At 58.2% G+C, this 13,927-nt stretch carries 8 protein-coding genes and 1 rRNA gene; 8 read left to right on the forward strand and 1 reads right to left on the reverse strand.

Annotation, left to right across the window (positions count from 1 at the left end; genetic code table 11):
* Window positions 1-111: ribosomal RNA gene (gene rrf / locus ACP7DE_RS22610) — 5S ribosomal RNA — on the forward strand; the annotation flags it as partial.
* A gap of 133 nt (window positions 112-244) precedes the next feature.
* Here the strand turns inward: rrf and uraH are convergent.
* Window positions 245-598, reverse strand: coding sequence for a hydroxyisourate hydrolase (gene uraH / locus ACP7DE_RS22615; RefSeq protein ID WP_426074196.1), 354 nt, complete (start codon window positions 596-598; stop codon window positions 245-247).
* Window positions 599-719: 121 nt separating this feature from the next.
* Here uraH and puuE point away from each other — a divergent pair, with 121 nt between their 5' ends.
* The 7 genes from puuE to ACP7DE_RS22650 all read left to right on the forward strand — a co-directional run bounded on the left by puuE (window position 720) and on the right by ACP7DE_RS22650 (window position 13,779).
* Complete coding sequence (puuE, locus tag ACP7DE_RS22620) at window positions 720-1,676, forward strand: allantoinase PuuE (protein WP_426074197.1); 957 nt, start codon at window positions 720-722, stop codon at window positions 1,674-1,676.
* Window positions 1,677-1,772: 96 nt separating this feature from the next.
* Window positions 1,773-3,239: a xanthine dehydrogenase small subunit gene (gene xdhA / locus ACP7DE_RS22625; protein WP_426074199.1), complete on the forward strand. Its 1,467-nt coding sequence runs from the start codon at window positions 1,773-1,775 to the stop codon at window positions 3,237-3,239.
* A gap of 10 nt (window positions 3,240-3,249) precedes the next feature.
* Window positions 3,250-5,604 carry a xanthine dehydrogenase molybdopterin binding subunit gene (gene xdhB, locus ACP7DE_RS22630; protein ID WP_426074200.1) on the forward strand — a complete coding sequence of 785 codons (2,355 nt, stop codon included), beginning with the start codon at window positions 3,250-3,252 and terminating at the stop codon, window positions 5,602-5,604.
* Window positions 5,604-6,683, forward strand: coding sequence for a xanthine dehydrogenase accessory protein XdhC (gene xdhC / locus ACP7DE_RS22635; protein ID WP_426074331.1), 1,080 nt, complete (start codon window positions 5,604-5,606; stop codon window positions 6,681-6,683). Before xdhB ends, xdhC begins: the two co-directional genes overlap by 1 nt.
* A gap of 9 nt (window positions 6,684-6,692) precedes the next feature.
* Complete coding sequence (gene guaD, locus ACP7DE_RS22640) at window positions 6,693-8,009, forward strand: guanine deaminase (protein ID WP_426074201.1); 1,317 nt, start codon at window positions 6,693-6,695, stop codon at window positions 8,007-8,009.
* A gap of 43 nt (window positions 8,010-8,052) precedes the next feature.
* Window positions 8,053-9,540, forward strand: a complete 1,488-nt coding sequence (locus tag ACP7DE_RS22645; RefSeq protein WP_426074202.1) for an adenosine deaminase family protein — start codon at window positions 8,053-8,055, stop codon at window positions 9,538-9,540.
* Between the two features lie 792 nt (window positions 9,541-10,332).
* Entirely contained in the window at window positions 10,333-13,779 is a 3,447-nt protein-coding gene (locus tag ACP7DE_RS22650) for a carboxypeptidase regulatory-like domain-containing protein (RefSeq protein WP_426074203.1), read from the forward strand.
* The last annotated feature ends 148 nt before the right edge of the window (window positions 13,780-13,927 follow it).

The raw sequence follows: 13,927 nt of genomic DNA on the forward strand, positions 1-13,927 counted from the left end.
TGATGACCATAGCAAGTTGGTCCCACCCCTTCCCATCCCGAACAGGACCGTGAAACAACTTTGCGCCGATGATAGTGCTGCAACCAGTGTGAAAGTAGGTTATCGTCAGGCTTGTTATTAGTAGTAAGAGAAAAACCCGATCAGAAATGGTCGGGTTTTTTTTCGTCTGATGCTTTGGCAGGTTTTACAGCATACAGGCGTAAAAAAAGCAGCACTACGCGCTGCCTTTGTCATCAAACGTCGCTTAACTCCCTCGATAAGTCGAATATGACCACGGCGATACCACCAGCGGTACGTGGTAGTTTTCATCCGTATGCGCAATGCCGAAGGCCAGGGTCACCAGGTCGATGAAGCGTGGTGTAGGCAAGTCGAGACCTTGGGCAGCGAAATAGTCGCCGGCATTGAACACCAGTTCATATTGACCCGCCTTCATGCTCTCGCCTTCCAGCAAGGGCGTGCTGCAACGGCCGTCGCTGTTCGTCATATCCATCTTTAATAACACTTTGCCTTCCGGCGCGACTGAAAACAGGGCCACCTTGACGCCGGCTCCCGGCCTGCCGTGGGCGATATCGAGTACATGCGTGCTGAGTTTTCCCATTTGCTATCCTGTATATAGGGTGAATGACTGTGCTTATCGTGCAAATCATATACCGGCGACTGCGCCGGGCTATATGATTGGGCATATAGCCAACATTGTCCTCCTATAGGCGCGCCTCCGCATGAACAATTACGAACATTATCCACGCGACTTGATCGGCTATGGCCGCACGCCACCCCATCCGCAATGGCCGGGCAAGGCCCGCATCGCCCTGCAATTCGTCCTCAATTACGAGGAAGGGGCGGAAAACAACGTGCTGCATGGCGATCCCGCTTCGGAAACGTTTTTATCGGAAATAATCGGAGCGGCCGCTTTCCCTGCGCGCCACCTGAGCATGGAGTCGATTTATGAATACGGTTCGCGCGCCGGGCTGTGGCGCTTGCTGCGCATGTTCGAGGATCGGCGCCTGCCGCTGACCGTGTTTGGCGTTTCGATGGCCTTGCAACGCAATCCGGATGCGGTGGCCGCCTTCCAGGAATTGGGCCATGAAATCGCTTGTCATGGCTTGCGCTGGATTTCCTATCAAAACATGGATGAAGCGACGGAACGCGAACACATGCGTGTAGCCGTGCAGATCATCCGCGAATTGACAGGTTCCGCCCCGCAAGGCTGGTATACCGGGCGCGATTCGCCCAATACGCGAAAACTGGTGGTCGAGCATGGCGGTTTTCGCTACGACGCCGATTATTACGGCGATGACTTGCCATTCTGGGAGAAAGTGGCGTACACGGATGCCGCCGGCCTGCCCGCCGTGCAGCCGCAGCTGATCGTGCCCTACACCCTGGACACGAACGACATGCGCTTTGCCGCTATGCAAGGCTTTAACTCGGGCACGCAGTTTTTTGATTATCTGAAGGATGCCTTCGATGTGCTGTACGCGGAAGGCGATCCGAACGGCTTGAATCAGCCAAAGATGCTATCGGTGGGCTTGCATTGCCGCCTGGTGGGGCGTCCGGGACGGGCCGCGGCATTAGCCCGCTTCCTTGACTATGTACAGCGCCATGAGCAGGTGTGGATCACGCGCCGCATCGATATCGCTGATCATTGGCATGCGACGCATCCCTATACTGCCGGATAGGTATTGATATTGGATGATAAGTAAAATCAGTCTTTGCATATAGTTGTCCCATATGCCGGTGTTAATCTCCTATACTGGGACTATACCGAGGCCAGCATGTCAGAACCGATCCGCTTTTATTACCGTGGTGCCGTACAGGAAGTACGCAACGCCGCCCCTACGCAGACTGTGTTGCAGCACCTGCGCGAGGATTTGCATTGCACGGGCACCAAGGAGGGCTGCGCGGAAGGCGATTGCGGCGCCTGCACGGTGGTCATCGGCAGCCTGGTGGATGGCCAGGTCGAGATGAAGGCCGTCAACGCCTGCATCCAACTCACGCCCACCCTCGATGGCAAGGCCCTGTTTTCCGTGGAAGACTTGCAACAGCCCGACGGCGCCTTGCACCCGGTGCAGCAGGCGATGGTCGAATGCCACGGTTCCCAGTGCGGCTTTTGCACGCCCGGTTTCGTGATGTCGCTGTGGGGCATGTACCTGGCGAAAAACGGCGAGACGCCTACGCGCTGCGAAATCGACGATAGCCTGTCGGGCAATCTGTGCCGCTGCACGGGTTACCGGCCCATCATCGATGCGGCCAGACGCATGGGCGAACTGCCGCATGTGACATTTGACCGCGATGCCCTGGCGCAGCAATTGCAGGCGCTGCAGCGCGAAAGCATGAGCACCTATGAACACGGCGGCCAGCACTTCCACGCGCCGCGCAGCATCGCGGAACTGGTGGAACTGCGCGCCGCAAAGCCGCAAGCATGCCTGCTGGCCGGCTCCACCGACGTGGGCTTGTGGGTGACCAAGCAACTGCGCGACCTGGGTGACATCATTTATCTCGGCAACGTGGCAGCGCTGAAAACCATCGCCATCGTTGACGGCAAGCTGCACATCGGTGCTGGTGCCAGCCTGAACGATGCCTATGCGGCGCTGTGCGGGCACTATCCGCAAGAATTGTCGGAACTGTGGCAGCGCTTTGCTTCCTTGCCGATCCGCAACGCGGGTACCCTGGGCGGCAATGTGGCGAATGGTTCGCCCATCGGTGATTCGATGCCATGGCTGATTGCGCTGGGCAGCGAGATCGTGCTGCGCGGTGCCGCCGGCCAGCGCAGCATGCCGCTGGAAAACTTCTATCTGGCTTACCAAAAGAAAGATCTGCAACCCGGCGAATTCGTCGAAGCCGTGCGCGTGCCTTTGCCCCGTGCCGATGTGCATTTCCGCACGTATAAACTGGCGAAACGCTTCGACCAGGATATCTCGGCCGTGTGCGCAGCATTTGCCTTCCAGCTCGACGGCGAGCGTATCGTCGACGCGCGCATCGCCTTTGGCGGCATGGCGGCCACGCCGCAACGGGCCGCGCAAACGGAAGCATTTTTGCTGGGGCAGGCGTGGACGGAAGACAACCTCGTCATCGCCATGCGCTTGCTGGCCGACGATTACGCGCCGTTGTCGGACATGCGCGCCTCGAATACCTATCGCATGACGACGGCGCAAAACCTGTTGCGCCGCTTTTGGCTGGAAACACGCCCGGATGCGCCTTTGCTGCGCACTGCCGTCAACGCCTACGCTTGCCGCGCTTGAAAGGACCAGCATGAACCATCCTGCCACGCCTGAATTGCAAGCGGCCGCCTGGAGCGCCGTGGGCAAGCCCATGCCGCATGAATCGGCGCAATTGCATGTGCTGGGGGAAGCCACCTACACGGACGATATCGCCGAACTGCAAGGCACATTGCATGCGGCGCTAGGCCTGTCGCAAAAGCCGCACGCGCGCATCACGGCCATGGATTTGTCCGGCGTGCGTGGCGCGCAAGGGGTTGTCGCCGTCTACACGGCACAGGACATTCCCGGCAGCAATGATTGCGGTCCCATTATCCATGACGACCCGATCCTGGCCTTTGATCTGGTGCAATACGTGGGCCAACCCATCTTCATCGTGGTGGCCGATACGCACGACCATGCGCGCCGCGCCGCCCGCCTGGCGCAAGTGTCGTATGAGGAATTGCCCGCAATCATGACGCCGCAAGCGGCGAAGGCCGCGCAATCGTACGTGCTGCCACCGATGCAGCTGACGCGCGGCAACTACCAGGTCGCGTTCGAGAAGGCGCCGCATGCGGTCAAGGGCCAGCTGTATGTGGGCGGCCAGGAACAGTTTTATCTGGAAGGACAGATTTCCTACGCCATCCCGAAGGAAGCGCAAGGCATGCTGGTGCTGTGTTCGACCCAGCATCCGAGCGAGATGCAGCACGTGGTGGCGCATGCGCTGGGCGTGCATTCGCATAACATCACCGTCGAATGCCGGCGCATGGGTGGCGGTTTCGGTGGCAAGGAGTCGCAGTCGGCCCTGTGGGCGGCGGCCGCATCGATTGCGGCGGCCAAGCTGAAGCGTCCCGTCAAACTGCGCGCCGACCGCGATGACGACATGCTGGTGACAGGCAAGCGTCACTGTTTTTATTATGAGTACGAAGTGGGCTACGACGACGATGGTCGGATCCTTGCCGCCAAGGTCGACATGACCACGCGCGCCGGCTATTCGGCCGACCTGTCCGGCCCCGTCGCCACGCGCGCCGTCTGTCACTTCGATAACACCTATTATTTGTCCGACGTGGATATCCGTGCCGCCTGCGGCAAGACGAATACGCAGTCGAACACGGCTTTCCGGGGCTTTGGCGGACCGCAGGGCGCCATTGCCATCGAGTACGTGATCGATGAAATCGCCCGCCATTTGCAACGCGATGCGCTCGACATCCGCCTGCTCAATTTCTATGGCCGCAATGATGGGGAAGGGCGCAATGTCACGCCGTATGGCCAGAAAATCGTCGACAACGTGATCCATGAACTGGTTGCCGAACTGGAAGGCAGCAGCGATTACCGCGCGCGCCGCCGCGCCATCGATGCCTTTAACGAGGCCAGCCCCGTTTTGAAAAAGGGCCTGGCGTTTACGCCCTTGAAATTCGGTATCGCCTTCAACGTCACGCATCTTAACCAGGCTGGCGCCCTTGTGCACGTGTACGTGGATGGCTCCGTGCTGGTCAACCATGGCGGCACGGAAATGGGACAGGGCATCAATACCAAGGTCATACAGGTGGTGGCGCACGAGCTGGGACTGGACCTGGACAAGGTGCGGGCCACGGCCACCGACACCAGCAAGGTGGCGAACACGTCGGCCACGGCGGCATCCACCGGCGCCGACCTCAACGGCAAGGCGGCGCAGGATGCAGCGCGCCAGATCCGTGAACGCCTGGCCGATTACGCGGTCAAACTGTATGGCGGCGAAACGGGCACAGTGGGCTTCTTCGATAACCATATCCACGTGAATGGTCACGTCGTGGCGTTTGCCGAGCTGGTGCAGAAGGCTTATCTGGCCCGCGTACAACTGTGGTCGGACGGCTTTTATGCCACGCCCGGGCTGTCGTGGGATGCAAAGACAATGACGGGCCATCCGTTTTCCTACTATGCGTATGGCGCGGCCGTGGCCGAAGTGGTGGTCGATACCTTGACAGGCGAATGGAAGCTGCTGCGTGCCGACGCCTTGTATGACGCGGGCCAGTCGCTCAACCCCGCGATTGATCTGGGTCAAGTGGAAGGCGCATTTATCCAGGGCATGGGCTGGCTGACCACGGAGCAGTTGTGGTGGAATGCGGCGGGCAAACTGATGACGCACGCGCCATCGACGTACAAAATTCCCGGCATTTCCGATTGTCCGGAAGATTTTCGCGTCAAGCTGTTCCAGAATCGCAATGTGGAAGATAGCATCCACCGTTCCAAAGCCGTGGGGGAACCGCCGCTGCTGTTGCCATTTTCCGTGTTCTTTGCCATTCGTGACGCCATTTCCAGCGTCGGCCATCATGCCGTGCAGCCGCCGCTGAATGCCCCCGCCACCAGCGAGGAAATCCTCAAGGCGGTCATGGCCGTGCAAGCGGCCGACGTCGGCGCTAGGAGGCGATGATGAACGACTGGCTGACGGCGATGGAGAATGACACGCAGGCATCGGTGCTGGTGACGGTCGCCCTGGTGGAAGGTTCCGGACCGCGCGAGGCGGGCGCGAAGATGCGCGTCACCCTTGATGGCCAGGTCGATACCATCGGTGGCGGTCACCTGGAATTGCGCGCCGTGGAAATCGCCAAGACCATGCTGGCCACGGCAGACACCCATGCGCGGCTCGAGCGTTTTGCGCTGGGCCCCAGCTTGGGACAATGCTGTGGTGGCGTCGTCCACCTGGCGTTCGAGTATGTCGATGCCAGCCTGAAAGAATTGCTGGCCGCCTTGCGCGAGCGCCGTCAGCACGACAGCTGGAAAGTCACGGCGCTAGATGGCGATGCCGCGTCGGCCCTGTTCGATGTTGGCGGTCGCTGGATTGCCGGCACGCCAGCCCAGGCGCCCGACACGTTTTCGCGCGAGCGCGCAACCCATGTGGCGCAGGATGGCCAGGGGCGGCGCTGGCTGATCGACCCCTGCCTTGCGCCGCGCGCGCACCTGACCCTGTTCGGCGCCGGCCACGTGGGCGCCGCCATCGTGCGCGCGCTGGCCGACTTGCCCTGCAATATCACCTGGGTCGATGAACGCGAAGAAATGTTTCTCGCAGCGTTGCCGGCGGGGTTGCCAGATAACGTGCACATCGCCGCCACCGATACGCCCGAGGAATATGTCGCCATGGCACCGCCGGGCGGCAGTTTTCTCGTCATGACGCACAGTCATGCGCTCGATCAGCGTTTGACGGAAGTCATCATGGCGCGCATGGACGCAGGCTGGTTCGGTTTGATCGGTTCGCACACAAAACGCAGGCAGTTCGAGCACCGCCTGCAGGCGCGCGGCGTGCCGGACGAACGCATTGCCGCCATGGTCTGCCCCATTGGCTTGCCGGGCATCCGCAACAAGGCACCGGCCGTGATCGCCGCCTCCGTTGCCTGTCAATTACTCATGGTGTGGGAGGAAGCGGCCGCTGCCTCCCTGGCCGCACCGCTGCGGCTGGCCTCTGCCAGCGCACCGACGCGCCGCCAACCACGCGCCGCCACACACCCGTTATAGAAAGAAGTCATGTTGATTGTACCTGCCACATTGCAAGCTTACCGCGCCAGCTTGCTGCACTTCCACGCCGATCCCGCTGTCAAAGAGGAGGCGCACGCCTGGCATGCGGACGGCTTGCTGATCGTGGCCGATGGCAAGGTCGTGGCGGCCGGCGATTACGCACAGCTGCAAGCGACTTTGCCGCCTGGCACGCATATCGTCGATTACCGGGGCAAGCTGATCGTGCCCGGTTTTATCGACACGCATTTGCATTTCCCGCAGACGGAAATGATCGCCTCGCCCGCGCCCGGTTTGCTGCCATGGCTGGAAACGTACACCTTCCCCACCGAGCGTGCGTTTGAAGACCCTGTCCACGCGCGTAATGTCGCCGAGTTTTTCCTCGATGAACTGCTGCGCTGCGGTACCACCACGGCCATGGTGTATGGCAGCGTGCATCCGCAATCGGTCGATGCCTTCTTCGGCGCCAGCGAAGCGCGCGGCTTGCGCATGGCGGCGGGCAAGGTCATGATGGATCGCAATTGCCCGGAGTTCCTGCGCGACACGGCCGAGTCGGGCGCCCGCGAAAGCGAAGAGCTGATCCGGCGCTGGCACAAGCATGGCCGCTCGCTGTACGCGATCACGCCCCGTTTCGTGCCCACTTCGACCAATGAACAGATGCACCTGGCAGGTGAGCTGGCGCGCGCCTATCCGGATACGTATCTGCAAACCCACGTGTCGGAAAACGAGGATGAGTGCCGCTGGGTACGCGAACTGCATCCGCAGGCGCGCAGCTACCTCGATGTGTATGACCAGTACGGCATGTTGCGCCCGCGCGCCATGTTTGGCCACTGCATCTGGCTCGATGAGCGCGACCGCGCGCGCATGGCGGAAACGTCCTCGGCGGCCGCCATTTGTCCTACGTCAAACCTGTTCCTCGGTAGCGGCCTGTTCGATTTCGAGCGGGCCGATGCGGCGCGCGTGCTGCTCTCGCTGGCCACCGACGTGGGCGGCGGCACCTCGTTCTCGATGTTGCAAACCATGAACGAAGCCTATAAAGTAGCACGCTTGAAAGGCAGCTATCTGCCCGCCTTGCGCATGTTTTACCTGGCAACCCTGGGCGCGGCACGGGCCATGCAACTGGAAGGCACGCTGGGCAATTTCGCTGCTGGCACGGAAGCGGACTTCATCGTGCTGGATAAACAATCCACGCCGCTGCTCGAACGCCGCACGGCTGGCTGTCAAAGCCTGGAGGAACTGCTGTTTGCCTTTGCGCTACTGGGCGATGACCGTGCCGTGGCCGCCACGTATTCGGGCGGACAGTGCGTGCATGTGCGGGGGCAGGGCTGATCTACCCGTTGTTCCATACGAATTACCCTGAGCGAGAACGCGAATGCACAAGAAACTCACTGGCCTGGCGCTTGGCGCCGCGCTGGCATTGACCGGAACGGCGCAGGCCGCACCGTCTTCCAATGAAGCGGCCACCGCGCGCCATTTTGCGGCCCTGCTTGCGGGCGCGCAGCCGAAGACAGCCGAGTTGAGCCTGTTTTTTTCCATGATGCCCAAGGGCGGTGATTTGCATCACCATTACTCGGGCGCCATTTACGCCGAGCAATTCCTTGACTGGGTCGACAAGGAAAACTATTGCGTCAACAAGACGACCTACCGCATCGAAAGCAACAAGGACGTCGTCGCGGCCGAGCGCGCCAAGCCAGCCGCGCAGCGTGGTTGCCTGTCGTCTACGGAAGTGTTTACCGACGCGGGCCTGTATGCGGAATTGCTGCAGCGCTGGTCGACCAAGGATTTCTATAACCACGGGGCCATCCAGACGCCGCCGGACCGTACCTTCTTCGACACCTTTGGCTACTTCGGCCCCGTCGCATCGAGCAACACGGCCGATGGCTTGAAAACCCTGAAGCAGCGCGCCATCGCGGAAAACCTCAGTTACATCGAGACGATTTTCGAGCTGTCGCCATTCGTGCAAAACGCGCAGTTCGACCAGCAGGTGCTGGCGCCGGGCTTGCCGCCGGCGGCGTTGCAAGCCGTGCTGGCCAACTGGACGCAGAACCTCGAGCAGGATACAGGCTTCCAGAAAAGCATCACTGCCTATAACGACAACGTGAACGCCAGCAGCGCCGGCATCGATGACGCTAATTTCACCATGCGTTATCAGGCGTATGTGCTGCGTTTCCTGTCGCCATCGCAAGTGTTCTCGTCCATGGTGGCCGCGTTCAAGGCAGCGAGCCTGAATCCCTTGCTGGTGGGCGTGAACATCGTGGGCCAGGAAAGCGTGAATGTGTCCATGCGCGATTACAGCCTGCACATGGAAATGTTCAAGTTCCTCAAGGCAAAATATCCGAACGTCAAGATCGCCTTGCATGCCGGTGAGTTGGCGCTGGGCATGGTGCCGCCGGAAGGCATGGCTTTCCATATCGCTGAAGCCGTCGATGTGGCAGGCGCCGACCGTATCGGCCACGGCATGGATATCGCCTACGAGCATAATGCGCTGGCGACCATGCAGAAGATGCGCGAACGGGGCATACCCGTGGAAGTGAACCTGACCAGCAACGATTACATTCTCGGTATCAAGGGCCAGGCCCATCCGATCACCCTGTACCGCAAGTACGGCGTGCCATTCGTCATCTCCACCGATGACGCTGGCGTCTCGCGCAATACCCTGTCGAATGAATACGTGCTGTTTGCCAGCCAGTACAAGACCGATTATGCGGAAATCAAAAAGCTGTCCTATAACAGCCTGCGGTATTCCTTCCTGGCGGAAGCGGACAAGCAGCGTTTGCTGAAAGCACTCGATGCCCGTTTTACCCGCTTTGAAGCGCAAATTGCCGCCGCCGACCGGAGCGGCAAGAGTAGAAAACCGTAAGTTGCGCGACGTTCACAACTGATACTTTCAGGGCGGCCGGATCTTCCGGCCGTTTTTCATTTCCTCTCTCAAATCCCCGAGCTGTTGTTTTGTTAACTTTGTGGCGGCCATGCGACACAATTGACGACAGATACACGACTTTATCCAATTTCATGGATGAATCAATTTCAAGTACATATTGCTCATTTATAATCTCGCGCCATAAGCCCGGACACTGTCAGCACGATATCAATCCAGCTAGTTACTCCATGTTATTTATACTTAAAATATATAAATATGTAAAAAAAAACGTATTTGTCATCCATTTTTTGATGATGCATAGTGAGATGGATGTGATATTAAAAAGTCACAATTCATATGGGCGATATCGCATGAAGATGGGTATTTGCAGTAAATAAAGGTGAGATGCAGTGTGAAACAAACAGTCGCGCAGCTAAATGACGGCATTCCACTGCATTTTATCGCCGTGTCACAGTCTTGAAATATTTAACAATTACACTCGCGGCTTGCCATGTTAGCCGGGTAGGCATGTCGGGTGAATGACACAGGTGCTAGCGCCCTGGGTTGTACGGATCGGAGGCAGTTTTTCCGCCCTTATTGTCTGGATAGGAATAGTTGTGATGTGTGGAGCGGCGTTTTGTGATGGTCTTGTCAAGACCGCAGCCAGCCCAGCCGGCGTAACAGTTGCAGCATCGTAAAGAGGAAATGTTGTGTTTGTGTTGCTGTGCGGCGCAGCCGGACGGTGGGGCAATCCAGGATTTTCAAAAATAATAGTCTTTTCTGGGGTTAAAGATGATCAATCACAAGCGACTTCGGCTAACGCAAATCGCGTTCAGCCTGTCTATTGCACTGGCGGCGGTACCATCGTTCGCACAGAACACTACGTCTTCCATTGGCGGCCGTATCTCGGCCACCGACGGCAAGCCGGCAGCTGGCGCCACTGTTACCATCGTGCACACCGAATCGGGTTCCGTCAGCAATGTGACGACCGATGCGGAAGGCCGCTACGTCGCCCGCGGCTTGCGCGCTGGCGGTCCCTACACCATCACCATCACCAAGAATGGTGAAGTTGAAAAACGCGAAGGCGTGTATGTGCAACTGGCTGAAACGGCCAGCGTGGACGCCACCCTGGGTGCGCCAATGCAAACCGTGAGCGTGACTGGCAGTGCTGGCCGTTCGGATAAATTCAGCAAGTCCAACATGGGCGCCGGCACCAGCATCGGGCCAACGGAGCTGGCCATGCAAGCGTCGATCCAGCGCAATCTGCAAGATTACGCCCGTTCTGACCCGCGTGTTTCGCAAACCGATAAAGAGCGCGGCGAATTGTCCGTGGCAGGTCAAAATTCTCGCTATAACTCGATGACTATCGATGGCGTGGCTGTGAACGACACCTTCGGCCTGGAATCGAATGGCAGTCCGACTGCCAAGCAACCGATTTCGATCGAAGCGATCCAGTCCGTGCAAGTCAACGTCGCCAATTATGACGTGACGCAAAAAGGCTATACGGGCGCCAATATCAATGCTGTAACCAAGTCCGGTACCAACGAATTCAAAGGCAGCGCCTATTTCGTCTTCCGTAACGACAAGATGGCTGGTGATCGTTATGATAACAACAAAGACACCTATAGCTCCCCTGAGCCATTCCGCGAAACGACCAAGGGCGTTACCGTCGGCGGCCCGTTGATCAAAGACAAACTCTTCTTCTTCGCCAACAAAGAGCGCCTGGAAAGCACGCGCACCGCGCCATCGTTTGGCCCACTGGGCAGCAACAAGACCAACGTCGGTATTTCCGATGCCGCAATTGCCGCTGCGCAAGCGATCGCCAAGAATAATTACGGTGGCCTCGATATTGGCACCACGGCAATCCCAGCGGGCACCCAACTGTTGGTGAACGATACCCTGTTGAAACTGGACTGGAATATCAACGATAACCATCGCGCCATGGTCCGTTATTCGAAAACGGACCAATCCGAACCGATGTTCCCTGGCGTGTCGGCCACCGGCTTGTCGCTCAATTCTTACTGGTACACGCAGAATAAGAAGATCGAAACCGTTGTTGGCCAATGGTTTGCTGACTGGACGCCAACTTTCTCGACCGAATTCAAAGTTTCATCGCGCGACTATGAAAGCACGCCATCGAACAACTCGCGCTTGCCAGCGATCGGCCTGCAGTTTACCGGCGCCAATCCTGCCGGCTCGCCAGCCGGCGTACCGACTGATAACCGTTTCCTGAACTTCGGTACGGAAATGAGTCGGCAACTGAACGTCCTGACGACCAAGACCAAGGATGCCTACCTGGGCGCGAACTGGGCTGTGGGTGATCATGAAATCAAGTTTGGCGGCGATTACAGCAAGAACGATGTGTATAACCTGTTTGCCCAAAATATCAACGGCAATTACACATTCAACTGTACGAATAGCTCGGCGACCTATAAGTACTCGTTCGGCAACGTAACCTGTGGCGGCGCGACTGCTTCGTCGCCTGAAACTATCCAGCAAGCCATCCTGGAAAACTTCCGCATTGGCCGTCCTAGCTCGTATCAGGTGCAGATTCCCGTCGCGGGCGGTACGCTTGATGGCGCCGCTGCCGATTTCAGCCTGAAAAATTATGGCTTGTTCCTGCAAGATGTGTGGTCCGTCAACAAACGCCTGACCGTCCAGTACGGCGTGCGTGTCGATAAAGCCGCCATAGGCGAGCGTCCTACGCGCAACGCGGCTGCATCGGCTGCGCTGGTCGCAGGTGTTGCCACGGGCGGTCGCATCGGCCTCGGCGGTACGGCGCAAACCGGCGGCTTCGGACTGGATAATACCCAGACCATTGATGGCCAGACCCTGGTGCAGCCGCGCGTCGGCTTCAACTATACGTTTGACAGTGCCCGTCCGACGCAAATCCGTGGCGGTGCCGGCTTGTTCCAAGGTGCGGCAGCGACCGTCTGGATGTCGAATCCATTTGCGAACTCCGGCATGGCAACCCGCGTCGTTGGTTGCGGCGGCAGCTTCAAGCCATGTGCAACTGTGGGCGGCCTGTTCAACCCTGATCCTGACAAACAGCCAACCAATCTGGGCGATGCTGCAGCCAACGTCGACTTCCTGTCGCCGAACCTGCGCCAGCCATCGATCTGGAAAGCCAACCTTGCGTTCGAGCATGAATTGCCATGGATGGGTCTGGTTTTCGGCGCAGAGTACCTGCGTACGAAGAACAAGGATGCAATTTACTACGAGCACCTGAACTTGGGTACGCCGACGGCAACCGGCTCGGATGGACGTAATCTGTACTACTCGGCTAACGCTTACAATACGGCTTGTTGGACCGCCACGGGCGCTTTGAGCTCATCGGCCAATCCTGTCTGCTCGGGCGCTGTTTCGCGTGCCTTGAAAAATACGGCCTACAACAACGTACTTGTTGCCAAGAAAACGGACAAGGGCGAGGGCAATCTGGTGACTCTGTCGCTGAGCCAGCCAATGACCAAAGGCTTCGGTTGGTCGGTTGCCTATACCTACACCGATGCAACGGAAGTATCGCCACTGACGTCGTCGGTCTCGAACTCGAACTTCAACGCTCGCAGTATTTTCAATCCGAATGAAGAAGTGGCGGCGAACTCGGGCTATCTGGTAAAAGATCGTTTCAATGCCATGATCAACTGGCAAAAACGTTTCTTTGGCACGTATAAAACAAGCTTCGGCCTGTTCTATGAAGGCCGTAAGGGCAAGCCTTACAGCTGGACTGTCAACAATGACTTGAACGGCGACGGCGTGCAGGGTAACGACCTGTTGTACATTCCATCGAAACCCGGTTCGGGTGAAGTGGTGTTCCGCAACGACACTGCGACCAACCATGCCAACGAAGACCGTTTCTGGGCTTTTGTCAACAATAACCCGGATCTGAAAAAATCCGCTGGTGGTGTTGCTTCCCGTAATGGCAGTTTTGCGCCATGGACCAACAGCTTTGACATGCGTATTAGCCAAGAAGTCCCAGGCTTCTTCAAGGGCAATAAAGGCGTGTTCACGATGGACTTCTTCAACGTGGGCAATATGATCAACCGCAAGTGGGGCCGTATCAATGAAATCGGCTTCCAATCCGGTGGCGGTCAGGCACGCAGCTTTGTTGACTTCGCAGGTCTCGACGCTCAAGGCCGTTACATCTACCAAGTCCGCGACAAAGTGGAAAACTATGATGTGCGTCAAAACAAGGGTGAGTCCCAATGGGCAATCCAGGCTACGGTCAAGTACGAGTTCTAATCTCGACGCTTGACTGAAGTTGTAAACGGCTGGTGGCGACACCGGCCGTTTTTCGTTTATGTTCTGCTTTCCTGTAATGCTCGGACGGGCTTGCGGCGCGTGGCGTCGCCCCGGATGAGATAGCATTTTTGAATACTGATAACCATGT

The sequence above is a fragment of the Janthinobacterium sp. DSP2-3-3 genome (genome assembly GCF_049897325.1).
Classification (GTDB): domain Bacteria; phylum Pseudomonadota; class Gammaproteobacteria; order Burkholderiales; family Burkholderiaceae_D; genus Janthinobacterium.